The following is a 22,844-nucleotide window of genomic DNA, read 5'->3' as shown; positions in this document are numbered from 1 at the left end:
CTCACCCGCGTGAGCGAGCACCCCACGCCCAGGCCCGCGCCGCCCGCCCACCGGGCGGACGACCCGCCCGCGCCCCGGGACCCCGCCGCGGAGCAGCGGCTGGACGCTGCCCTCGCACGCCTGGACGGGATCGGTGCGCTCGGCGTGCACGAGCACGTCGAGGTCTACACCTGCATCGACCAGGCGTTGCGTGAACGCCTGGTCGGTACGGAAGGCTGACGTGGCGCGCCGCCTGCGTCTCGACGCGGAGCTCGTGCGACGCGGACTGGCCCGCTCGCGCGAGCACGCCGGCGAGCTGGTCGCCACGGGCAGGGTGAAAGTGGGGGGCGCCACCGCGGGCAAGCCCGCCACCCAGGTGGACCCGGCTTCCGCGATCCTCGTGGAAGCCGGCGAGGACGAAGTCACCTACGTCAGCCGCGGGGCCCACAAGCTCGTGGGGGCGCTGAACGCCTTCGACGTCCCCGTCGCCGATCGCCGCTGCCTGGACGCCGGTGCCAGCACCGGGGGCTTCACCGACGTGCTGCTGCGGCGCGGCGCAGCCGAGGTCGTCGCGGTCGACGTCGGCTACGGCCAGCTCGCCTGGTCGCTGCGCCAGGACCCCCGCGTGACGGTCCTGGAGCGCACGAACGTGCGCACGCTGGAGCCGGAACAGGTGGCGCCCGCGCCGTCGCTGGTCGTGGCCGACCTGTCGTTCATCTCCCTCACCCTCGTCCTGCCCGCACTGGTGCGGTGCGTCACCCCGGAGGCTGAGCACGTGCTCATGGTCAAACCGCAGTTCGAGGTGGGTCGCGAGGCCCTGGGCGCCGGCGGCGTCGTGCGCAGCGCGGCGTTGCGCGCCGACGCCGTGCGCTCGGTAGCCGCCGCCGCCGCCGGGTGCGGGCTGGGGGTGCGCGGCGTGGCCGCCAGCCCTCTGCCGGGCCCCAGCGGGAACGTCGAGTACTTCCTGCACCTCACGGCGGGCGCCCCGCCGCTGCAAGAGGACGCGCTGCAGCGCGCACTCGCCGAGGGCCCCCAGGCGGGGCTGTCGTGAGCGCGCAGGTCGGTGGGCCGACCGGCGGCCCGGCGCCGGGGGCCCGCACGGTGCTGGTCCTCGCGCACACCGGCCGTGCCGAAGCGGTGACTGCGCTGACGGACGCCGTGCGCCGGCTCCACGACGCGGGGGTGCGCACCCTGATGACTCCCGACGAGGCCGAGGCGCTCAGCGTCGCGGACAGGCGCCTGGTGGAGGAGTGCCACCTCGAGGGGGCCGTCCGGGGCGCCGAGATGGTCATCGTCCTCGGCGGCGACGGCACCATCCTGCGGGCCGCCGAGCTGGTCCGGGGGACCGACACCACGTTGCTGGGCGTCAACCTCGGTCACGTCGGTTTCCTCGCCGAGGCCGAGCGCGAAGAGGTCGTCGAATCGGTCTCACGCCTGGTGGCCGGCGACTACCGCGTCGAGGAGCGCATGACGCTGGACGTGGACGTGGTCCTGGACGGGCAGGTGATCGCGCGCTCCTGGGCGGTCAACGAGGTCTCGGTGGAGAAGGGGAACCGCGAACGGATGATCGAGATGGTCGTCGACGTCGACGGCAGGCCCTTGAGCACCTTCGGGGGAGACGGCCTCATCGCCGCCACCCCGACCGGGTCCACCGCGTACGCGTTCTCCGCCGGCGGACCCGTCGTGTGGCCGGAGGTCGAGGCGCTGCTCGTCGTGCCGATCAGCGCGCACGCGCTCTTCGCCCGGCCCCTGGTCATCGCCCCGACCTCCTGCGTCGGGGTGGAGGTCCTGCCCAGCCTCGACGACGGCGGCGTCGTGTGGTGCGACGGGCGGCGCACCTTCGCCGCGCCGGTCGGTGCCCGCGTCGAGGTTCGCCGGTCGCCGCACCGGGTTCGCCTGGCGCGCCTGAGCACGGGCATCTTCACCGACCGCCTCGTCGCGAAGTTCGGCCTGCCCGTGCACGGCTGGCGCGGACCGCGGGCCACCGCGGACGGGGGTTGAACGCGGTGATCGAGGAGATGCGGATCCGGGAGCTCGGCGTCATCCGCGACGCACGGCTCCCGCTGGGCCCCGGCCTGACCGTCATCACGGGCGAGACCGGTGCGGGCAAGACGATGGTCGTCACGGGGCTGGGCCTGCTGATGGGCAACCGCGCCGACGCCTCGGCGGTGCGTTCCGGAGCGGAGTCCGCCTCGGTCGAGGGCAGGCTCTCCGTCGACCCGGCCGGACCGGCCGCGCAGCGCGCCCAGGACGCAGGCGGGGAGCTCGAGGACGGCGAGCTGCTCCTGGCGCGGACCCTGTCGGCCGGCGGCCGCAGCCGCGCCCACGTCGGGGGCCGCGGCGCCCCCGTCGGCGTCCTCGCCGAGCTGTCCGAGCACCTCCTCGCCGTGCACGGACAGACGGAGCAGCTGCGGCTGCGGTCGGCGGCGCAGCAGCTGCTGGTCCTGGATGCCTTCGCCGGTGCGGCGCTGGACGCCGACCGTACGGCCTACGCGCAGCACTGGGGGCGCTGGCGTCGTCTGGTGGCCGAGCACGAGCACCTCGCCGCGCACGCCTCCGAGCGGGCCAGGGAGGCAGAGCTGCTCCGGCTCGGGCTGGAGGACGTCGAGCGAGTCGCCCCGCAGCCCGGGGAGGACGCGGCGCTGCGTGAGGAGGCCGGACGGCTGGCGCACGTGGAGGTGCTGCGCACGGCCGCCGCCGCCGCGCACGAGGCGCTGACCGGGGAGGGGGCCGGCGGTGAGGAGGGCCCGGGCTCCGACGCGGGCGCCGACAGCCTCCTGCAGGCCGCTCGTCGTGCCCTGGTCCAGGCCGGTGAGCACGATCCCGTGCTGGCCGCGCTGGCCGGCCGGGTCGGGGAGCTGTCCTACCTGCTGGCCGACCTGTCCACGGAGCTCGCCGACCACGCCGCCGGCCTGGAGGCCGACCCCGCCCGGCTGGCCGTCGTCGAGGACCGCCGAGCGCAGCTGACCGCGCTGGTGCGCCGCTACGCCGCCGTGCCGGGCGAGGACGGCGTCGTGGGCGTCGATGCCGTCCTCGCCTGGGCCGAACGCGCTGCCGCTCGTCTCCTGGAGCTGGACGACGACGGCCGGCTGGAGCAGCTGGCCGCTGAACGGGACGCCGTCCAGGGGCAGCTGCAGGAGATCGCGGGTCGGCTCAGCGCCGCCCGCACCCGCGCTGCCCGTGAGCTGGAGGAGCGGGTGGCGGCTGAGCTGGCCGCCCTGGCCATGCCCAGCGCCCGCGTCCGGGTGGAGGTGCGCACCGGCACCGAGCTGGGGCCGCACGGGCGTGACGCCGTCGAGCTGCAGCTGGCCGCGCACTCCGGTGCCGGGTTCCGGCCACTGGCCCGGGGCGCCTCGGGCGGTGAGCTCTCGCGCGTCATGCTCGCCCTGGAGGTCGTGCTCGCCGGTGCCGACCCGGTGCCGACGATGGTCTTCGACGAGGTCGACGCGGGCGTCGGTGGCCGCGCCGCCGTCGAGATCGGCAGGCGGCTGGCGGCCCTGGCGCGCAGCACCCAGGTCATCGTCGTCACGCACCTCGCCCAGGTCGCCGCGTTCGCCGACACCCACCTGACGGTGGTCAAGACCGACGACGGCAGCGTCACCGAATCCGGGGTGGTGCGGCTCGACGACGAGGGCCGGGTGGAGGAACTGGCGCGGATGCTGTCCGGTCGGGGGTCGGGCACCGCCCGGGCGCACGCCGAGGAGCTGCTGCGCTCCTCGCGCGCCGAGGCCCGCCAGGTCACCGCGCCGCGCGGGGGACCGTCGCGACGGGCACGGCAGCCGCGCGTGCGACGATCGACGCGGGCCGCCGACCGCTCCGGCGGCTGACGGCGCGGGTCGCGGCGACCGACGCCGCCCGGCGTGAGCGAGGACGGGACGACCCGTCGGAGGAGGAGTGGCCAGGTGATCAGGCGCCGGTGGGGACGCGAGCCCGCGCGGGCGGAGGCTCCCGGTGGCGTGCCGCAGGTGCCGCGGGCCGACGCGCAGGGCACCGCCCGTGTCGACCGGCGCACGAAAACCCTGACCAAGCGGCTTCGGCCCGGTGAGATCGCTGTCATCGACCACCTCGACCTCGACCGCGTCTCCGCCGAGGCGCTCGTCGCCTGCGGCCCGGCGGCCGTCGTCAACGCCTCGGCCAGCACCTCCGGGCGCTACCCGAACCTCGGCCCGGAGATCCTCGTCGAGGCAGGGGTCCCCGTGCTGGACGCGGTGGGGCCGGAGGTGATGACGGCCGTGGCGGAGGGTGTGCGGCTGCAGCTGGCCGGTGACGAGCTGCGCAGCGGTGCGGAGGTCGTGGCCCGTGGCCGGCGGCTGACCCCGCAGCTCGTGGCGGCCGACATGGAGGCGGCCCGTGCGGGGCTCTCGCTGCAGCTGGAAGCCTTCGCCGCCAACACCATGGAGTACCTGCGGCGCGAGCGCGACCTCCTGCTCGACGGCGTGGGCGTCCCGGACGTCCGCACCCCGCTGGAAGGTCGCCACGTGCTGATCGTGGTGCGGGGCTACCACTACAAGGAGGACCTCGTCACCCTCCGCTCGTACGTGCGCGAGTACAAGCCCGTGCTCATCGGCGTCGACGGCGGTGCCGATGCCGTCCTGGAGGCCGGCTGGAAGCCGGACATGATCGTCGGCGACATGGACTCCGTCTCCGACGCCGCACTGCGGTGCGGCGCCGAGGTGGTCGTGCACGCCTACCGGGACGGGCGGGCCCCCGGTCTGGAGCGGGTCCGGGCCCTGGGCATCGACGCCGTGGTGTTCCCCGCCACCGGCACCAGCGAGGACGTCGCGATGCTCTTGGCCGATGACAAGGGCGCCACCCTCATCGCGGCGGTCGGCACCCACGTCACCCTCGTGGAGTTCCTCGACAAGGGGCGCGCCGGCATGGCCAGCACGTTCCTGACCCGGCTGCGGGTGGGGGGGAAGCTCGTCGACGCCAAGGGCGTGTCGCGGCTGTACCGGTCGAGGGTGTCCGACCGGCAGGTGCTGCTCCTGGTCCTGGCGGGTGTGCTCGCCCTCGTCGCCGCGCTCGCGGTGACCCCCACCGGTCAGGCGATCCTCGCCGTGACCGGTGCCCGGGTCGAGGACGCCTGGGCGCTCTTCACCGGGCTCGTGCCGGGCGCCGGGCCGTGAGCCGCGGAGCCCGCCCCGGTACCACGCCCACCCCACGACGACAGGACGCGCAGTGATCGACTTCCGGTACCACGTGGTCTCGCTGGTGTCGGTGTTCCTGGCTCTGGCCGTCGGCATCGTCCTCGGTGCCGGCCCCCTCAACGAGGGCATCTCCACGGGGATCACCGACCAGGTGCGCCAGCTGACCGAGGAGAAGGAGCAGTTGCGCGCCGAGCGGGACGAGGCGCTGGCCGCCGGCGAGGCGCAGGACGCCTGGGCCGAGGTCGTCGCCCCCGCCGTCGTGGAGCGCCAGCTCGGTGGACGGGCCGTCGTGGTCGTGGAGCTCCCCGGCGCCGACTCCAGCCAGACCGACGCGGTCGTGGACGTGCTGCGGAGCGCGGGAGCCACCGTGCCCGCGCGCGTGACCGTGCAGGACGACTGGACCGCCGAGGCGCAGCAGGCCGAGCGCAAGGCCCTCGCGGCCGAGCTCGCTCCCCAGCTCGCCGGTGGTGCCGCGGTCGCGGACGCCACCCCGCACGTGGTCCTGGCCACCGCCCTGGCCAGCGGCCTGGTGACCGGCGACCTGGCCCAGACCGTCGTCGCCGACCCGGCGCGGGCCGACCTGCTGACCGCACTGACGGACGCCGGCCTGGTCGAGGTCGAGGGGCAGGTCGAGCAGCGCGCCACCCTGGCCCTGCTCGTCACCGGTGCGGCCGACCCGGACGCCAGCGACGACCGTGCCGAGCTCGACGCGGCGGCCTGGGAGGCGCTGGCGGACCAGCTCGACGACCTGTCGGCCGGTGCCGTGGTGGCCGGTCCCACGGAGTCGGCGGAGGCCCGGGCGGCCGTCGCCGTGGTGCGTTCCGGCGACGAGGTCGCCGAGCAGGTCAGCACCGTGGACGACCTGGACACCGCCATGGGACGCGTCAACGTGGTGCTCGCGCTGCGCGAGCAGCTCGCGGGCCGCTCCGGGCACTACGGCACCGCACCCTCCGCGACGTCGGTCAGCCCGCCGTTGCCGGCGGCGGCGCCGTGAGCGCGGGCGACGCTGCGCGGGTGACCGCAGCAGCCGCGATCGCCGTCCGCGCCGGCCGCTCCCTGACCCGGTGGCTCCCCGAGCACCCCCCGGGCGGTGCCGGGCGCTGGGAGAGGAACAACCACCGAGGTGACGTCGTCACGATGCTGGAGGGTCCGGCGGCCGCGCTCGCGGCCGGCGCTGCGGCAGCGTTCGGCACCCCGCCGTGGGGGCGGGCCGCAGTCGTGGCGACCCTCGGTGCCGGGGCGTTCGGGGCCGTCGACGACCTCGCCGAGCGCCGGGGCGAGCGGGAAGCGGGGGCCCGGGGGCTGGCCGGTCACCTCGCTGCGCTGCGCCGCGGCCAGCTGACCACCGGTGCGCTGAAGGTTCTGGGCCTGGCAGCCACGGGCGCGGCCTGTGCTGTGCTGGTGGCACCGCGCCCTCCGCGCCGGGCGTCGGAACTGGCCGATGCGGCGCTCGCCGCCGCGCTGGTGGCCGGCAGCGCCAACCTGCTGAACCTGTTCGACCTGCGACCGGGCCGGGCCGCCAAGCTGACCGTCGTCCTCGCCGCGGGGCTGGCCACCGGGGCCCCCGGCAGCTCCGGGGCCCGGCGGGCGCGCCCGGCGGCGGCCGCCGCCGCCGGTGCGGCCTTCGCGGTGCTGCCCGGTGACCTGGCGGGGCGCAGCATGCTCGGTGACACGGGCGCCAACGCCCTGGGTGCGCTGCTCGGCACGGCCGGCCTGGCCCGCTGGGGACGCCCGGGACGCTCCGTGGCGCTCGGCGTGGTCACGGCCCTGACCCTGGCCTCGGAGAAGGTGAGCTTCAGCCGGGTCATCGAGGCGTCCCCGCTGCTGCGGGAGCTGGACCGGCTCGGGCGGCCGTGAGGGGCGCGCGGTCGATCGCCGCCGCCGCCGCCTCGGTCGCCGTGCTCACCGTCGCCGCGCGCCTGGCCGGCTTCGGCCGGCTCCTGGCCTTCTCCCAGACCGTCGGCGACACGTGCCTGGGGACCGTCTACACCACGGCCAACCAGGTGCCCAACGTGCTGTTCGAGGTCGTCGCCGGCGGTGCCCTGGCCGGTGTGCTCGTGCCGCTGCTGTCGGCGCGGCTGGCGTCGGACGATCCGGCGGACCGGGCTGCGGCTTCGCGGACGGCCTCGGCCGCCCTGACGTGGAGCGTGCTGCTGCTAACCGTCCTCGCCGCGGCGACGGCCCTGCTGGCCCGACCGTTGATGGACCTGTTGCTGCGGGACACCTCGGCCGGGCAGTGCGGGGGCGATCCGCTCGGCACGGGGGTCCTCATGCTGTGGGTGTTCCTGCCGCAGGTTCCCCTGTACGCGGTGGCGGTCGTGCTGGCGGGTGCGCTGCAGGCCCAGCAACGCTTCACCGCTCCCGCCGCTGCGCCGCTGGTCTCGAGCCTGGTGGTGGGTCTGGCCTACCTGCTGGTGGGGGCGCTGGTGCCCGCCGCCGTGGTGCGCGAAGGGCTGCGGGACGTGCCGGCGGTGGCGGTGGCGGTGCTCGCCGGTGGCACGACCCTGGGGGTCGTCGCGCTGGTAGCCGCCCACGCCCCGGCGCTGCGCTCGGGGGTGCGGTGGCGCCCGGCGCTGCGCCCCGCGCCGGGGGACTGGCCCAGGCTGCGCTCGCTGGCCCTGGCGGGGCTGGCGGTGCTGCTGGCGCAGCAGGTGGTGTCGGTGGCCGTGATCCTGCTGAGCAACGGTGCCGCCCCGGGTGCGGTGAACCGCTGGACCTACGCCTGGGCGCTGTTCCTGCTCCCGTACGCGGTGCTGGCGGTGCCGGTGGCCACGGCGGTGTTCCCCCGGCTGGCCCGCGCGGCCGAGGAGGGGGCGAGGGAGGCGTTCGCCTCCCTGCTGGCGCGGTCGGTGCGCACGGTCCTGCTGGTCAGCTCGCTGGGGGCCGCGGTCCTGGCGGCCACCGCGGTGCCCGTCGCGACCGTCTTCGTGGTCGGCCGGGTGGGCTCGGGGCGCACCGAGGACCTGTCCCTGGCTCTGGTGGTGTTCGCGCCGGCTCTGCTCGGGTACGGCCTGACGGCTCTGCTCACCCGGTCCCTGTACGCGCTGGGGGCCGGCCGCGCGGCGGCGGGCGGAACGGTGGCGGGGTGGGCGGTGGTGCTAGCGGGGATGCTCGGGGGAGCGGCCCTGCTGCCGGCGGACCGCGTGGTGACGGCGCTCGCCGCCGCGCACGCCGTCGGGCTCACCGTCGCGGGTGGGCTGCTGTTGCGCGCCGCCCACCGCGCCGCGGGCGACGGCGCCTTGACCGGCGTGCCCCGCGTGCTCGGGGCGGCGGTGCTGGCCGCGGCGGCCGGAGCCGCGGCGGGCGCGGTGGTGCCCGGGGTGCTGGACGCCGGGGGGCTGGTGGGCGCGGTCGTCGCCGGGGCCCTGGCCGCGGTGGTGGCGGGCGTGGTGTGGGGGCTCAGCGCCCGGGTCCTGGTGCCGGCCGACCTGCGGCTGCTGACCGGGTTCGCGGAGCGGGTGCGGCACCGCTCCTGAGCGGGGTGGTGCGGTCGGGGCCAGGGCCGGGCTGGACGAGGCGGGAGGGACGGCGTGGTGGCGAGGGGCGGCGTGGTGGACGGGCTCGATGTGGCGAGCGGCGCTGCGGACCGTGGTGCGGTGGTGTTCGTGCTCGCCACGAGCGCGGGCGGTGTCGGGCGGCACGTCGCGGAGCTGTGCGCGGGGCTGGCCTCCGAGGGGGTGCGGGTGCACGTGGCGGCGCCCCGCGACACGCTCGACAGGTTCGCCTTCGCCGCCGCCACGACCGCTGTGCCGATCGGCGCCTCGCTGGACCCGGTGCGCGACCTGGGTGCGGCCCGGGCGCTGCGGCGGGCGCTGCGCGCGCCCTCGGCGCGGGGCGCGGTGGTGCACGCGCACGGCGTGCGGGCAGGTCTGGTCGCGGCGCTGGCGGTGCGCTCGCTGCGCCCGCGCCCCGGGCTGGTGGTGACGCTGCACAACGCCGTCCTGGGCGGCGGGGCACGGGCCCGGCTGGGGCGGGCCGTGCAGGACGCGGTCTGCCGGGCCGCCGACGCCGTCCTCGCGGTCTCGCAGGACCTGGTCGGGCAGGCCCGAGCGGCGGGCGCCCGGCGGGTGGAGCGGGCGCTGGTGCCGGCGCCGGTCCTGCGGCCGGGGGAGCCGGTGCTGCCGCCGGGGGAGCCGGTGGTGCTGGCCGTGGCCCGGCTGGCGCCGCAGAAGGGGCTGGACGTGCTCCTGGAGGCGGCCGGGCTGCTGCGGCAGCCCGCTCGCGTCCTGGTGGCCGGTGACGGGCCGCTGCGCCCCGCGCTGGCCGGGCGCATCGCGGCGCGCGCGTTGCCCGTGCGGCTGCTCGGGTCCCGCGACGACGTCCCGGACCTGCTGGCCTCCGCCGACGTGGCCGTCAGCGCCAGCACCTGGGAGGGGCAGCCGGTGTTCCTGCAGGAGGCGCTGCGGGCCGGCGTGCCCGTGGTGGCCACCGACGCCGGGGGCACCGCGGAGGTCACCGGGCCGGCCGCCGACCTGGTGCCGGTGGGTGACGCGGCCGCGCTGGCGGCGGCCCTCGACGCCCTCCTGGCCGATCCCGGGCTGCGCCGCGAGCGCGCCGGACGCGCCCGCGAGCGCGCCGCGGAGCTGCCCCGCGCCGCCGACGCCCTGGCGCAGGTGGCCGCGGTGCACGCCTCGGCGCGGAGGCTGGCCCGAGGTGCTCCCGACGTCGGGTAACCTCGAAGTCCGTGGCGAACCGCAGCAACCCCGAGTCCCCCACCCAGCACGTCTTCGTCACCGGGGGGGTGGCCTCCTCCCTGGGGAAGGGCCTGACGGCCTCCAGCCTCGGTCGCCTGCTCCGTGCGCGCGGCCTGCGCGTGGCGATGCAGAAGCTCGACCCGTACCTCAACGTGGACCCGGGCACCATGAACCCGTTCCAGCACGGTGAGGTGTTCGTCACCGACGACGGTGCCGAGACGGACCTGGACATCGGCCACTACGAGCGCTTCCTCGACGTGCGCTTCGACGCGTCGGCGAACGTGACGACCGGCCAGGTGTACTCCTCGGTGATCGCCAAGGAGCGGCGCGGGGAGTACCTGGGCGACACGGTCCAGGTCATCCCGCACATCACCAACGAGATCGTCGACCGCATGCGCGCGCAGGCGCGCGACGACATCGACGTGATCATCACCGAGGTCGGCGGCACGGTCGGCGACATCGAGTCCCAGCCGTTCCTCGAGGCGGCCCGTCAGGTGCGCCAGCGCCTGGGCCGCGACAACGTCTTCTTCGTGCACGTCTCGCTGGTGCCCTACATCGGGCCCAGCGGCGAGCTGAAGACCAAGCCCACGCAGCACTCGGTCGCGGCGCTGCGCAGCATCGGCATCCAGCCCGACGCGATCGTGTGCCGTTCCGACCGGGAGATCCCCGAGGGCGTCAAGCGCAAGATCGCCTCGATGTGCGACGTGGACGCCGAGGCCGTCGTGGCCTGTGTGGACGCCCCGTCGATCTACGACATCCCCAAGGTGCTGCACCGCGAGGGGCTGGACGCCTACCTCGTGCGCAAGCTGAACCTGTCGTTCCGGGACGTGGACTGGACGACGTGGGACGAGCTGCTGCGCCGGGTGCACTCCCCGCGCCGGCGCGTCGAGGTCGCCCTCGTGGGCAAGTACATCGACCTGCCCGACGCGTACCTGTCGGTCACCGAGGCGCTGCGCGCCGGCGGCTTCGCCGAGGACGCCAAGGTGGACATCCGCTGGGTCGCGGCGGACGACTGCGAGACCCAGGAGGGCGCGCGCCGCCAGTTGCGCGACGTGGACGCGATCTGCGTGCCGGGCGGCTTCGGCGTGCGCGGCATCGAGGGCAAGCTCGGTGCGCTGCGCTGGGCGCGGGAGAACGGCGTCCCGACCCTGGGCCTGTGCCTGGGCCTGCAGTGCATGGTGATCGAGTACGCCCGCGACGTGGCGGGCCTGGCCGGTGCCAGCTCCACGGAGTTCGAACCGGACGCCGAGCACCCGGTCATCGCCACGATGGACGAGCAGAAGCACATCGTGGCCGGCGCCGGGGACATGGGCGGCACCATGCGGCTCGGTTCCTACGAGGCGGTGCTGCAGCCGGGGTCCGTCGTGGCCTCCACCTACGGCAGCGAGCGGATCTCCGAGCGCCACCGGCACCGCTACGAGGTGAACAACGCCTACCGCGAGCAGCTGGAGCGCGCCGGCATGGTGTTCTCGGGCTTGTCCCCGGACCGGGAGCTGGTCGAGTTCGTGGAGCTGCCGGCGGACGTGCACCCGTACTACGTCGCCACCCAGGCGCACCCGGAGTTCAAGTCGCGCCCGACCCGCTCCCACCCGCTGTTCTCCGGCCTGGTGGCGGCGGCCCTGAAGCGCCAGCGCGAGGAGCAGCTGCTGGACGTGGACCCGGAACCGGCGGAGGAGCACGCCGCGGAGCGCACCGCGCCGGCGGGCGAGGGCGTGGAGCTGTCGGACGTGACGGCGTGAACGGGTTCCCCGAGGAGCTGGGCGTGCCGGTGGTGGCCGGCGGGCAGCTCGCCGACACCCCGGTGCAGCGTGCCCTGCGCTCCAGCGAGGTGGTCTTCACCGGTCACGTGTGGGACGTGGTGCGCGAGGAGGTGGAACTGCCGGACGCCGACGGCGGCGCCTCCGCGGTGACGCGCGACGTGCAGCGGCACCCGGGTGCGGTGACGATCCTCGCGCTGGACGACGACGGGAACGTGCTGCTGCTCAAGCAGTACCGCCACCCCGTGCGTCGGGAGCTGTGGGAGCTGCCGGCGGGACTGCTGGACGTCGGCGGGGAGCCCCCGCTCCGGGCCGCGCAGCGCGAGCTGGCCGAGGAGGCCGACCTGGTGGCGGCCGACTGGGCGGTCGTCGTCGACTGGTTCAACTCCCCGGGCGGCTCCAGCGAGGCCAACCGCATCTACCTGGCGCGCGGCCTGTCGGCGGTGCCCGAGGCCGAGCGGCACGACCGCGAGGACGAGGAGCGCGACCTCGTGCCGGTGCGGGTGCCGCTGGAGGAGGCGGTGCGCGCGGTGCTCGAGGGCCGGCTGCACAACCCGGGCACCGTCATCGGCGTGCTGGCGCTGCAGGCCGCGCAGGCGGCCGGCTTCGCGACGCTGCGTCCGGCGGACGAGCCGTGGCCGGGGGACCTGCTGCGCCGGTGAGCACCTCGCGCGGCGCGGTCGGTGAGCTTCGCCGCCGCGCCGCGCCGTGCCGTTGCCCACTGCGCGCGGGTCGCTGCCCTAGTGTCGCGAGGGTGCCGCCCGTGACCCCCGCGACGCCCGCCGACGTGCGGGAACCGGCCGGGCGGCTCATCGGTGAGCTTCGGGACTACCTCGGCCACCTGCAGGTCGAGCGGGGCTTGTCGGAGAACACGCTGGGGGCCTACCGGCGCGACCTGCAGCGCTACCTGCGCTTCCTGGCGGCGCGCGGGGTGGAGGATCCGGCGGCCGTGGACGAGGCGACGGTCAGCGCCTTCGTGGTGGCGTTGCGCACCGGCGCCGACGGCGGGGCCGCCCTGACGGCGAGCTCGGCGGCCCGTGCCGCCTCGGCCGTGCGCGGCTGGCACCGCTTCCTGCACGCGGAGGGGCGCAGCGGCGCCGACCCGGCCTCGCTGGTGCGCCCCCCGGCGCCGCCGCGACGGCTGCCCGCGGCGCTGACGGTGGAGGAGGTCGCCCGGCTGCTGGACGTGGCGGGTGCCGGGGACGGTCCCGTGGCGCTGCGGGACCGGGCACTGCTGGAAGTGCTGTACGGCAGCGGGGCGCGCATCAGCGAGGCCGTCGGGCTCGACGTCGACGACGCGTCCCCGCAGGTGCTCGGTGAGAGCGGCGTGGTGCGCCTGCGCGGCAAGGGCGCCAAGGAGCGCGTGGTCCCGCTGGGCTCCTACGCCCGCCGGGCGCTGGAGCAGTACCTGGTCCGCGCCCGCCCCGAGCTCGCCGCGCACGGGCGGGGAACGGCGGCGCTCTTCCTCAACACCCGTGGTGCACGCCTGTCGCGGCAGAGCGCGTGGGCGGTGCTGCAGGCCACGGCCGGCCGGGCCGGCATCGCGCGCGCCGTCTCCCCGCACACCCTGCGGCACTCCTTCGCCACCCACCTGCTGCGCGGTGGCGCCGACGTGCGGGTGGTCCAGGAGCTGCTGGGCCACGCCTCGGTGGCCACGACGCAGGTCTACACGCTGGTGACGGCGGACTCGCTGCGGGAGGTGCACGCCGAGACCCACCCCCGTGCGCACCGGCCACCGCCCGCGGCGGACTAAGGTCGTCGCGCCAGCGCACCTGCGCGACCGCTCTGCGGGGCGCGGAGCACCGCCCGAGACGAGGAAGTGCCACGCCAGTGACCAGCGAGTTCCCGACGCCCGCCCCCTCGATCCCGCCGGTGCCCGGTGCGGCGGGTGCGCCGGCGGGGGCGCCGCTGCCCGGTGGGGTCGTGCCGGGGAGCGAGGCCCCGGTGCAGGCTCCGGCGGGCGCGCCGGCCGGATCCCCGGTCCCCGGCACTGCGCCGGCCGACGGGCGCGACGTGCAGGGCGAGATCGAACTGGGTCCGCAGGCGGGCCCGACGGGCCGGCCGACGCCGGCCTTCCCGGTGCCCGCCCCGCTGCAGCAGCACGGTCCCGCGCGGGTCATCTCGATGTGCAACCAGAAGGGCGGGGTGGGCAAGACCACCACGACGATCAACCTGGGCGCCGCCCTGGCCGAGTACGGCCGCCGGGTGCTGCTGGTGGACTTCGACCCGCAGGGCGCCTTGTCGGCGGGCCTGGGCGTGAACTCGCACGAGCTGGAGCGCACCGTCTACCAGCTGCTGATGGAGCCGGGCACCGACGTGCGCGAGGTGATCCGCGAGACGGCCGTGGAGGGGCTGGACCTGCTGCCGGCGAACATCGACCTGTCGGCGGCGGAGGTGCAGCTGGTCGGGGAGGTGGCCCGCGAGAGCGTGCTGGCGCGGGCGCTGCGCCCGGTGCTGGGCGACTACGACGTGGTGCTCATCGACTGCCAGCCCTCGCTGGGACTGCTGACGGTCAACGCCCTGACCGCCTCGCACGGGGTGCTGATCCCCCTGGAGTGCGAGTTCTTCGCGCTGCGCGGGGTGGCGCTGCTGGTGGAGACGATCGAGAAGGTCCAGGAGCGGTTGAACCCGGTCCTGGAGATCGACGGGATCCTCGCGACGATGTACGACGGCCGCACCCTGCACAGCCGCGAGGTCGTCGCGCGCGTGGTCGACGCCTTCGGCGACGACGTGTTCCACACGGTGATCGGGCGCACGGTGAAGTTCCCGGACGCGACGGTCGCCGCGGAGCCCATCACGGTGTACGCCGGCAACCACCCGGGTGCGGAGGCGTACCGGCAGCTGGCGCGCGAGCTCGTCGCCCGCGGGGACGCGGTCTGAGCGGTGCACGACCCGGCATCGGCGGCGGGGAGCCGTTGCGGGGCGCGGTGAACGGTTCTCCCGCCACCGGGGAGGGGGACGGACCGGCGGTCGGGCCGCGGGAGCGCGGTTCCGGGGGCGGGGTGGGACGGCGCTGACGGGTCGGCGGGGCGTCACCCGATGCGCTCACCGTTGAGCGGGTGCTGTGAGCAGCACGGGTGACGGCCCTGCTCCGGTCGGCGGAACGGGTGGCTCGCCGTGACCGGTGGAGGCGTCCGGTCGTGCGAGCGTCGAGGCATGCCCCCCACCGCAGCCCGGTCCCGCTCCGGCGCGCCCGCTCCGGCCCCGGACCCCGGTGCCCGGCGCGTGCCCGCCCCCACGCGCGAACGCCGCCCCGCGCTCCTGGCCCTCGGCCTGGTCCTGGTCGTCGGTGGTGCGCTCGGCAGCGCCCTGGTGGTGCACCGCAGCGGGGACCGCGTGGACGTGCTCGTCGCTCGCCACGACATCGACCCCGGCGCGCGGATCGAGGCGGAGGACCTGCGGGTGGCGCGCGTCGCCGCCGACGGCGCCGCTGTCGTTCCGGCCGAGGCGATCGGGAACTTCGTCGGGACCCACGCCACCGGCCGCATCCCCGCCGACACGCTGCTGAACCGGACCATGTTCCTGGGCGGCGGTGTCGTGCCCACCGACGCGGCCGTCGTGGGCGTGGTCCTCGGCCCGCAGCAGCGGCCCAGCGAGGCGCTGCGCCCGGGTGACGTGGTGCGCGCCTTCGTCGTCGCCGAGGACGGCGGCGCCACGATCACGGGTGATCCCGCGGGTGCGGTCCTGCTGACGGCGGCCCGTGTGGTCGCTGCGGGTGCAGACGGCGCCTCGGGCTCGGACGCGATCTCGCTGCTGGTGCCGGCGGAGCGCTCGGCGGCCGTGGTGGCCGCCGCCGCGGCCGGGCAGGTGGCCGTCGCCCGGGTGGCGGAGGGGACCCGTCCGGACGTCGACCTCGTGGCGGGCTGAGCGGTGGCGATCGTGTCCTTCCTGTCCGCGAAGGGGTCGCCGGGGGCGACCACGGCCGCGCTGCTGGTGGCGGCCCTGTGGCCTCGGGACGTCCTCGTGCTGGACGCGGACCCCGCCGGCGGGGACGTCGCCGCCCGCCTGCCCGGCGCTGCCGGCGGTGTCCTGGACGCCGAGCGGGGTCTGCTGCCGCTGCTGACGTCGGCGCGCCGGGGCCTGGGTCCGCAGCAGCTGCTCGACGGGGCCCAGCCGGCGGCCGGTGGGACGGCCGTGGTGTGCGGGCTGACGCGTCCCGAGCAGGCGGGTGCCGCCGCCGGCAGCTGGCCGGCGCTGGCCTCGGCGGCCGCGGGCCTGGGCGCGACCGGCACGGACGTCGTCGTCGACGCCGGGCGCGTGACCACCGAGCCCGTCCACCTGTCGCTGCTGCGCGCCTCGGACGTGGTGGTCCTCGTCCTGCGCGACGACGTGGCCTCCGTGCTGCACGCCCGCGAGCGGCTGGCCGCGCTGGGGACGGTGCTGCGCCGTGCCGACGGCCTCCTGCCGCGCACGGGCGTGCTCGTCGTCGGCGACCCCCGCCGCGGCGACGGCGACCAGGCCGCCGAGGTCGTGCGTGCGGCCGGTGACCGGGTGGAGGACTTCGGCCGCCTGCCGATGGACACCGCCGGGGCCCGCGTCTTCGACGGTGCGCGCACCGCCCGTCCCGAGCGCACCGCGCTGGTGCGGGCCGGGCGGGGTGTGGTGGCGGCGCTGGCGGCTGCGGCCGCCGGGTACCACCGGGAGGCCGCGTGAGCGTGCAGGCCCGGGGAGTGCCCCTGCCGCGAGCCGGCGCGCCCGGGGTGGACCACGACCTCGTGCGGCGGCTGCGCGGCCAGGTGGCCGAGCGGCTGTCCGCGCAGCGCCGCCGCGACGACGCCGCGGGGCGCGCGCCGATGTCCGGCGCCGACGAGCGCCAGTTCGCGCGTTCCCTCGTGGTCCAGGTGCTGGAGGACCACGCCCGCGGCGAGGTCGAGACCGGCCGTCCACCGCTGTCGCCGGCGGCGGAGGAGGCCGTCGCCGCGGCGATCGGTGCGGCGCTGTTCGGTGTCGGCCGCCTGCAGCCGCTGCTGGAGGACCCGGACGTCGAGAACGTCGACGTCAACGGGTTCGACCGCGTCTTCGTGAGTTACGCGGACGGCCGCGAGGAGCTGCACGAGCCGGTCGCGGAGTCCGACGAGGACCTCGTGGAACTGGTGCAGGTCCTCGCCGCGAACGTCGGCCTGACGAGCCGGCCCTTCGACGCGGCGAACCCGCAGCTGGACCTGCGGCTGCCGGACGGTTCGCGCCTGTCGGCCGTGATGGGCGTGTGCCAGCGGCCTGCGCTGAGCATCCGCCGTGCGCGTCTGGCACGGGCCAGGCTGGCGGACCTCGTGGCGGCCGGGTCGATGGACGAGGACCTGGCGGGTTTCCTGCGGGCAGCGGTGCGCGCCCGGAAGAACATCATGATCTCGGGTTCGACGAACTCCGGGAAGACGACGCTGCTGCGCGCGCTGGCGGCCGAGATCGGTCCGCACGAGCGGATCATCACCGTCGAGCGCGCGCTGGAGCTGGGGCTCGACCAGGACGCCGAGGCGCATCCGAACGCCGTCGCGTTCGAGGAGCGGCTGCCGAACTCCGAGGGAGTGGGCGGGGTCGGCATGGCCGAGCTCGTGCGCCGCTCGCTGCGCATGAACCCCGGTCGAGTCATCGTCGGGGAGGTCCTCGGCGACGAGATCGTCACGATGCTCAACGCGATGAGCCAGGGCAACGACGGATCCCTGTCGACGATCCACGCGAACTCCTCCGCGGAGGTCTTCAACCGCATCGCCACGTACGCGCTGCAGGCCCAGGAACACCTGCCGGTGGAGGCCAGCCACATGCTCATCGCGGGCGCGGTGGACTTCGTGGTGTTCCTCGACAAGCAGAACACGTACCACGCCGGCGGTGGCCTGCGACGCGTCGTTGCCAGCGTGCGGGAGGTGACCGGGGTGGACGGCAGGGTGCTGTCCTCGGAGGTCTTCCTGACGGGCCCGGACGGCGTCGCGCGCGCGCACGCCCCCGTGCAGTGCGCGGCGGACCTGGAGGCGGCCGGCTGGTCGGCGCCCGTGGTGGACCGGTGGGAGGCCTGATGGGCACGGGGGGTTCCCCGGTCCTGGCGGTGCTGCCGCCCGAGGTGCTCGCCGCGCTGGCCGCCGGGGCGGCCGGTGCCGGGGTCCTGGCGCTCGTCGTCGGTGCGGTGGGCGGGGTTCCCGGCCCCTCCGGCCGGCCGTCCCCGCGGTGGTGGGCGCCGCACGTCAGCCGCCGCGTGCTGCTCGGCGCGGGGGCCGGTGTGCTGACCCTCGTGCTCACCCGCTGGCTGGTGGCGGCGGCGGGGATCGGCCTGCTCGTGGTCTGCTGGGACCGGCTCTTCGGGGCCGGCGCGGAGGCGGACCGGGGCGTCGCGCGGCTGGAGGCGCTGGCGACGTGGACGGAGTCGTTGCGCGACACCATCGCCGGTGCGATCGGACTGGAACAGGCCATCCCTGCCACGGCGGGCACGTCCGCGCCGGTGCTGCGTCCCTCCCTGAACCTGCTGGTGGACCGGCTGCGCGTCCGCGAGCCGCTCGCGGAGGCTCTGGTGCGCTTCGCCGGCGACGTCGACGACCCCAGCGCCGACGTGGTGTGCGCGGCCCTGGTGCTCAACGCGCGCTTGCGCGGCCCGGGACTGCGCGACGTGCTGACCGCCCTGGCGGCCTCCACGCGCGAGGAGCTGGACGTGCGGCGGCGCATCGAGGCCGGCCGGCGGAGCATCCGCCGCAGCGTGCAGATCGTGCTGCTCATCGTGCTGGGCGTCATGGGTTCGCTGGCGGTGTTCAACCGCCCGTACGTGGCCCCGTACTCCACGGTGACCGGGCAGTTCGCGCTGCTCGTCGTGGGAGCGGTCCTGCTGGTCAGCCTGCTGTGGCTGCGCCGGCTGGCCCACGTCGAGACCCACGAGAGGTTCCTCGTGGCACCGGGGACGGCGAGGGCGGTGGCGCGGTGACGCTCGCGCTGCTCACGGGGGCCGCCTGCGGCGCCGGGCTGCTGCTGGTGCTCGCGGTGCTGCTGCGCCCGCACCCGTCGCTGGCCGTCCAGGTCGCCCGCCACGACGGCCTGCGCCGTTCCGCGCGCCGGCGGCTGCTCAGCGCGGCCGAGGCGGCGGCGTCGGCCGCACCGGACCGCGGGCTGCTGGGGTCGTCCAGCGCGGTCGGCCGTCTCGTGCGCGCGCTCGGCGACCGGCTCGAGGTGCTCAGCGCCGAGCGGGGCTGGCGGCTGCGCCGCACCCGCGCCGACCTGGCCGTCCTGGGGCGCGGCACCGGGGAGTTCCTGGCCGCGAAGGTGATCGCAGGCCTGCTCCTGCTGCTGCTGGCGCCGGTGTGCTGGGCCGTCCTGCGGGTGTCCGGGGTTCCGCTGCCGTCGGGGGTTCCGCTGTCGCTGGCGCTCGTGCTCGGCGGCCTGGGCTTCACGGTCCCCGATCTGGCGCTGCGCTCGGACGCGGAGAGGCGTCGCCGCGACTTCCGCCGCGTCGTCGGCGTGTTCTGCGACCTGGTGGCGATGAACCTCGCCGGTGGTCGTGGTCTGCCGGAGGCGCTGCTGAGTTCCGCCTCGGTCAGCGACTACTGGGCGCTGGTGCGCATCCGCCAGGCGCTGGCGAACGCGCGGCTGCTGGGGGAGAACCCGTGGGACGCCCTCGGTGGCCTCGGCGAGGAGCTGGCGGTGGCCGAGCTCACCGACCTCGCGGGAGCCCTGGTGCTGGCCGCCGACGACGGTGCGAAGATCCGCGCCTCGCTCGCGGCTCGCGCGGCGACGGTGCGCCGGCGCGACATGGCGGACGTGGAGGGCGAGGCGGGCGAGAAGTCCCAGTCGATGCTCGTCGCCCAGTTGCTGCTCTGCACGGCGTTCATGGTGTTCCTCGCCTTCCCCGCCGTGTCGAACCTGCTCGGCAGTTCCTGACGGACCCACGCGTCCGCCCGGCCGGGTACCCCCGACCACCGAAGACCTCTGACAAGGAGAAAACTGTGTTCCTCGACGCCTCGTCCCTCGTTCGGCTGCCTGCCCTGGTCCGCGCACGCGCACGCGCCCGGCGCGCCGCCGCGTCCGGCCGTGACGCCGGGGCCTCGGCCCTGGAGTGGGCGATCATCGCCGCGGTCGTCGTCGTGGCCGCTTCCGTCATCGGCGGCGTGGTCTTCAACATCGTGCAGCAGAAGGGGGCCGACCTGGCGGAGTGCGCGAACGTCGCCGTGGGTTCTGCGTGCGCCGGTGGGGGCGCCGCTGTCGGCGCCGACCGGTGAAACGCCGCGACGAGGGGTCCGCCGCGCTGGAGGTGGCGTTCATCGCGCCGGTGTTCCTCCTGCTGGTGTTCTTCGCCGTCCAGGTGGGGTTGTGGGCCTACGGGCGCTCTGTGGCGCTGGAGGCGGCCCGAGAGGGCGTCGCCCAGTTGCGCGTCCTGCCCGACCAGCAGTCCGCCCACGCGGCCCAGGCCGAGGTCGAGGAGCACGTGCGCCGGTTCGCCGGGACCCTCGGGCGCGAGTCGCTGCTCCACCCGCAGGTCCGCACCTCGTGGCAGCCGGAGGCCCGCCGGGTGGGTGTGGAGGTCTCCGGCCGGGTGATCAGCCTGGTGCCCGGCCTGGACCTGACCACGACGCAGCGGGCTGTCGGCACGGTGGAACGCTTCGAGGGGGTGCGGTGAGGGGCCGTCCGAGGCGGGACGACTCCGGCAGCGTGGCGCTGGAGTTCACGCTCGTGGCGCCGGTGCTCCTGCTGCTCGTGGCGCTGCTGCTGGCGTACGCACGCGTCGCCCAGGTGTCGGCGACGCTCGACGCGGGCGTGCGCGACGCGGCCCGCACGGCCACGCAGTCCCGTTCCGCCGACGATGCCCGACGGCGCTCCGGGGAGGTGGTCCGGACCGCCGTCGGGCCCGGGGACTGCGCGGACTCGGTGGTCGTGGACCCCGTCGAGCGCTTCGTCCCCGGCGTCGCGGTGACCGTCAGCGCCCGCTGCACGTACTCGCTCGCCGACCTGGGACTGCCGGGGTTCCCCGGCAGCGTCACCGTCCGCTCCACCTTCTCCAGCCCCCTCGACCCGAACCGGGAGGTGTCGTGACCGCCCTCCCGGCGTCTGCGCCGCTCCGCCGCGACGACGGCTCCATCGCCCCGGCCGTGCCGGTGCTGGCCCTGGTCCTGCTGCTGCTGGCCGGGCTCGTCGTCGACGCCTCCCGGCAGCTGACCGCCCGTTCCCGGGCCATCGCCTACGCCGAGGAGGCGGCGCGCGCCGGTGCGGCCGCCATCGAGCTCGACGCGCCCGACCTGCGGCTCCTGCCGGAGCAGCAGGTCGCCGACCGGGTCAACGCCTACTGCCGCTCCGCCGCGCGCTCGGGCGGCCCGGTGGTCGCGGACGGGGAGTGCTTCCGCGGAACCACCGCCCAGGGGGACCCGCGGGGCAGGCGCATCGTCGTCGAGGCCCACGTGGACGTCGTCGTCCCCGCGACGCTGCTGGGCATCGTCGGTATCCGTGAACTGCGCGCCGGCGGCGACGGCCGCGCCCGCCCCTTCGAGGGCACCGACGAGGAGGACGCTGAGTGAGCCACGCACGAGGAAGGGCAGCGGCCGCGCTGCTGCCGGCCGCTGCCCTGGGGGTCTCGCTGGCCGCCTGCACCGGCCCCGCGTCCACGGTGGCGCCGCCCAGCGCGGCCCCCGGAGCGCGCACTCCCGCCGTCCCCGCCCCGGAGGGTGACCCGTTCCCCCCGCAGGCCCGCGGCACGGACCCACCTGAGGACCCCCGGGGCGCCGATCCCGCCGTCGTGGCGTTGCGCGAGTACCTGCTCCAGCAGGCCATCGCCGTCAACGCCCGGCAGAGCGACCCCGCCGCGCTGCCGGCCTTCACGGCCACCCTCACAGCGTCGGCGCGCACGTGGGCACTGCCGCTGCTGGAGGCGAACCTCGGCGACGAGATGCCCGGCCCCTACCCGGTCGGGGTGCTCGGCAGCACCCGCACCGCCGGGGACCGCGTCGAGCTGCTGCTGTGCCTCCAGGACCGGGGCTGGCAGGTGGACCGGGCCACCGGCCTGCCGCTGAACGCGGCGCGCTACGGGCGGGCCACGGCCGTGGTGGTGCGCGCCGGTGAGCGCTGGCTCGTGGACGACGTGGCCGCCACGGGTGAGACGTGCGCGGCGGACCAGGTGCGGGAGGAACGGTTCTGATGGTCCTCACCCACCGGGCGCGCCGGCGACGGGCCGCCCTCGAGGTGGCCGCGTCGGCGCTCCTCGTCCTGCCGCTCCTCGTCCTGCCCCTGCCCGCCGACGCCGCCGACGCCGCGGAGGCCGGTGCGGCCCGGTTGCTGGCCGCGCCCGCCCCGGGCAGCGTGGAGGGCACCGCCGGGTCCTGCCTGACGCGGGCCACGTCGTCGGGCACGTACTCCGTGCGATGCGCCGGCAGCGCGCGGCGGGCCACCGGTTTCCTCGACCTGCTGCGGGGCGCGCCGCCGCCCACCTGCTGGCTGCAGGACCCCGGCGCCCCGGACGCCTCCGCCCCCACCCGGCCGGCCACCGCGCCCGGTGCCGACCCCGCGGTGCGCCTGCTCGCCGTGCCGGTGCCGGAGCCGACCACGCCCACCGCGCAACCCACCGCGCAACCCACCGCGCAACCCACCGCCCAGCCCACCGCCGCGCCCACGGCCCCCACCACCGCACCCGCGCCCGCGCCGTCCCCCGAACCGGCTCCGCCGCAGGAGTTCCAGCAGGTGACCCTCGTGCCGGCGCCGAACCCTCGCACCGGGGTCCCCTCGTGGAACCTGCGGTTCTCGCCGTCCACCGTCGTCACCTCCCCGGACGACCCCGCGCGCTGCCCCTTCTGGGACGAGCTCACGCCCGGTCAGCAGGCGTACGTGGAACTCGCCCAGGAACGGCACGGGCGGATCCAGACCCGGGGCGTGGTGACCTCCCCGTCCACCACGCCGCGCGTCGGGCAGACCGTCGCGTTCTCCCGCGGGGCCCCGCAGGACCCGCGGCCCCTCGGGGCCGGGCGCGTGCGGATGCGCGCCGTCGTGCAGGAGCTCGAGGTGGACCCCGGCGAACCCGGCAGCCGGCCCGTGCGCTGCGAGGGCGCGGGCGACCGGATCGCAGCCGGAGCCCGCGTGCGCAGCGGCCCCCGCACCTGTTCGCACGCCTACCGGCACACCTCCGCGGGCAGCGGCTTCGGCGCTGCCCCGGACAACTTCACCGTGCACGCCACCGAGACCTGGCGCATCGAGGTGAGCGAGGACGCCGGCGCCACCTGGCGCCCCTTCCACGTCGTCGAGCTGCCGACGGAGACGGGTCTGCGCGTCACCGAGGTGCAGACCCTCGTGGTGCCGCTGGCCCCCTGACCGGCCAC

At 76.4% G+C, this 22,844-nt stretch carries 24 protein-coding genes; all 24 read left to right on the top strand.

All coding sequences use genetic code 11. The features are described 5' to 3' along the window. The first annotated feature begins 9 nt into the window (after positions 1-9). Positions 10-219, top strand: coding sequence for a hypothetical protein (locus ACRYR8_RS00680; protein WP_432482145.1), 210 nt, complete (start codon positions 10-12; stop codon positions 217-219). A gap of 1 nt (position 220) precedes the next feature. Then, a complete protein-coding gene (locus tag ACRYR8_RS00675) occupies positions 221-1,030 on the top strand; it encodes a TlyA family RNA methyltransferase (RefSeq protein ID WP_432482144.1) in 810 nt (269 codons plus the stop codon). Then, the gene (locus ACRYR8_RS00670; RefSeq protein WP_432482143.1) at positions 1,027-1,980 is read left to right on the top strand and encodes an NAD kinase; all 954 of its coding nucleotides are present in this window, start codon (positions 1,027-1,029) and stop codon (positions 1,978-1,980) included. Before ACRYR8_RS00675 ends, ACRYR8_RS00670 begins: the two co-directional genes overlap by 4 nt. Positions 1,981-1,997: 17 nt before the next feature. Further along, on the top strand, positions 1,998-3,806 hold the full coding sequence (gene recN, locus ACRYR8_RS00665; protein WP_432482213.1) for a DNA repair protein RecN: 1,809 nt from the start codon (positions 1,998-2,000) through the stop codon (positions 3,804-3,806). A 75-nt stretch (positions 3,807-3,881) separates the two neighbouring features. Continuing rightward, entirely contained in the window at positions 3,882-5,105 is a 1,224-nt protein-coding gene (steA, locus tag ACRYR8_RS00660) for a putative cytokinetic ring protein SteA (RefSeq protein ID WP_432482142.1), read from the top strand. Between the two features lie 52 nt (positions 5,106-5,157). Continuing rightward, positions 5,158-6,120, top strand: a complete 963-nt coding sequence (locus ACRYR8_RS00655) for a copper transporter (RefSeq protein ID WP_432482141.1) — start codon at positions 5,158-5,160, stop codon at positions 6,118-6,120. A 20-nt stretch (positions 6,121-6,140) separates the two neighbouring features. Then, complete coding sequence (locus tag ACRYR8_RS00650; RefSeq protein ID WP_432482140.1) at positions 6,141-6,983, top strand: hypothetical protein; 843 nt, start codon at positions 6,141-6,143, stop codon at positions 6,981-6,983. Beyond that, positions 6,980-8,602: a murein biosynthesis integral membrane protein MurJ gene (gene murJ / locus ACRYR8_RS00645; protein ID WP_432482139.1), complete on the top strand. Its 1,623-nt coding sequence runs from the start codon at positions 6,980-6,982 to the stop codon at positions 8,600-8,602. Before ACRYR8_RS00650 ends, murJ begins: the two co-directional genes overlap by 4 nt. 120 nt (positions 8,603-8,722) lie before the next feature. After that, positions 8,723-9,799, top strand: coding sequence for a glycosyltransferase family 4 protein (locus ACRYR8_RS00640; RefSeq protein ID WP_432482138.1), 1,077 nt, complete (start codon positions 8,723-8,725; stop codon positions 9,797-9,799). A gap of 11 nt (positions 9,800-9,810) precedes the next feature. After that, positions 9,811-11,559, top strand: coding sequence for a CTP synthase (locus ACRYR8_RS00635; RefSeq protein WP_432482137.1), 1,749 nt, complete (start codon positions 9,811-9,813; stop codon positions 11,557-11,559). Next, positions 11,556-12,239 carry an NUDIX domain-containing protein gene (locus tag ACRYR8_RS00630; protein WP_432482136.1) on the top strand — a complete coding sequence of 228 codons (684 nt, stop codon included), beginning with the start codon at positions 11,556-11,558 and terminating at the stop codon, positions 12,237-12,239. Before ACRYR8_RS00635 ends, ACRYR8_RS00630 begins: the two co-directional genes overlap by 4 nt. 92 nt (positions 12,240-12,331) lie before the next feature. After that, positions 12,332-13,330, top strand: coding sequence for a site-specific tyrosine recombinase XerD (xerD, locus tag ACRYR8_RS00625; protein WP_432482135.1), 999 nt, complete (start codon positions 12,332-12,334; stop codon positions 13,328-13,330). Positions 13,331-13,590: 260 nt separating this feature from the next. Next, positions 13,591-14,457 (top strand): ParA family protein, encoded by an 867-nt coding sequence (locus ACRYR8_RS00620; RefSeq protein WP_432482212.1) that lies wholly within the window; start codon positions 13,591-13,593, stop codon positions 14,455-14,457. A gap of 276 nt (positions 14,458-14,733) precedes the next feature. Continuing rightward, positions 14,734-15,444 (top strand): SAF domain-containing protein, encoded by a 711-nt coding sequence (locus tag ACRYR8_RS00615; protein WP_432482134.1) that lies wholly within the window; start codon positions 14,734-14,736, stop codon positions 15,442-15,444. A 12-nt stretch (positions 15,445-15,456) separates the two neighbouring features. Then, positions 15,457-16,230 (top strand): hypothetical protein, encoded by a 774-nt coding sequence (locus ACRYR8_RS00610; protein ID WP_432482133.1) that lies wholly within the window; start codon positions 15,457-15,459, stop codon positions 16,228-16,230. 47 nt (positions 16,231-16,277) lie between these two features. After that, complete coding sequence (locus ACRYR8_RS00605; RefSeq protein ID WP_432482211.1) at positions 16,278-17,585, top strand: TadA family conjugal transfer-associated ATPase; 1,308 nt, start codon at positions 16,278-16,280, stop codon at positions 17,583-17,585. Beyond that, on the top strand, positions 17,573-18,478 hold the full coding sequence (locus tag ACRYR8_RS00600) for a type II secretion system F family protein (RefSeq protein ID WP_432482132.1): 906 nt from the start codon (positions 17,573-17,575) through the stop codon (positions 18,476-18,478). The genes ACRYR8_RS00605 and ACRYR8_RS00600 overlap by 13 nt, the downstream gene beginning before the upstream one ends. After that, positions 18,475-19,428, top strand: a complete 954-nt coding sequence (locus ACRYR8_RS00595; protein WP_432482131.1) for a type II secretion system F family protein — start codon at positions 18,475-18,477, stop codon at positions 19,426-19,428. The genes ACRYR8_RS00600 and ACRYR8_RS00595 overlap by 4 nt, the downstream gene beginning before the upstream one ends. Positions 19,429-19,493: 65 nt before the next feature. Continuing rightward, the gene (locus ACRYR8_RS00590; protein ID WP_432482130.1) at positions 19,494-19,766 is read left to right on the top strand and encodes a hypothetical protein; all 273 of its coding nucleotides are present in this window, start codon (positions 19,494-19,496) and stop codon (positions 19,764-19,766) included. Continuing rightward, positions 19,763-20,164 (top strand): TadE family protein, encoded by a 402-nt coding sequence (locus ACRYR8_RS00585; RefSeq protein ID WP_432482129.1) that lies wholly within the window; start codon positions 19,763-19,765, stop codon positions 20,162-20,164. The genes ACRYR8_RS00590 and ACRYR8_RS00585 overlap by 4 nt, the downstream gene beginning before the upstream one ends. After that, positions 20,161-20,577, top strand: coding sequence for a TadE/TadG family type IV pilus assembly protein (locus ACRYR8_RS00580; protein ID WP_432482128.1), 417 nt, complete (start codon positions 20,161-20,163; stop codon positions 20,575-20,577). The genes ACRYR8_RS00585 and ACRYR8_RS00580 overlap by 4 nt, the downstream gene beginning before the upstream one ends. Continuing rightward, positions 20,574-21,056, top strand: a complete 483-nt coding sequence (locus ACRYR8_RS00575) for a pilus assembly protein TadG-related protein (RefSeq protein ID WP_432482127.1) — start codon at positions 20,574-20,576, stop codon at positions 21,054-21,056. The genes ACRYR8_RS00580 and ACRYR8_RS00575 overlap by 4 nt, the downstream gene beginning before the upstream one ends. Next, positions 21,053-21,673, top strand: coding sequence for a hypothetical protein (locus tag ACRYR8_RS00570; protein WP_432482126.1), 621 nt, complete (start codon positions 21,053-21,055; stop codon positions 21,671-21,673). The genes ACRYR8_RS00575 and ACRYR8_RS00570 overlap by 4 nt, the downstream gene beginning before the upstream one ends. Further along, positions 21,673-22,836: a hypothetical protein gene (locus tag ACRYR8_RS00565; RefSeq protein WP_432482125.1), complete on the top strand. Its 1,164-nt coding sequence runs from the start codon at positions 21,673-21,675 to the stop codon at positions 22,834-22,836. The genes ACRYR8_RS00570 and ACRYR8_RS00565 overlap by 1 nt, the downstream gene beginning before the upstream one ends. Positions 22,837-22,844 lie beyond the last annotated feature (8 nt).

The organism is Kineococcus esterisolvens (assembly GCF_050871405.1).
Lineage (GTDB): Bacteria > Actinomycetota > Actinomycetes > Actinomycetales > Kineococcaceae > Kineococcus.
The sequence above is the reverse complement of the archived record's forward strand: the minus strand, read 5'-3'. Positions and strand labels throughout refer to the sequence as shown.

What these genes read in the sequence shown, in the direction of transcription:
- recN (WP_432482213.1), top strand. Translation starts at nt 1,998, where the DNA reads ATGCGGATCCGGGAGCTCGGCGTCATCCGCGACGCACGGCTCCCGCTG.
- ACRYR8_RS00565 (WP_432482125.1), top strand. Translation starts at nt 21,673, where the DNA reads ATGGTCCTCACCCACCGGGCGCGCCGGCGACGGGCCGCCCTCGAGGTG.
- ACRYR8_RS00615 (WP_432482134.1), top strand. Translation starts at nt 14,734, where the DNA reads ATGCCCCCCACCGCAGCCCGGTCCCGCTCCGGCGCGCCCGCTCCGGCC.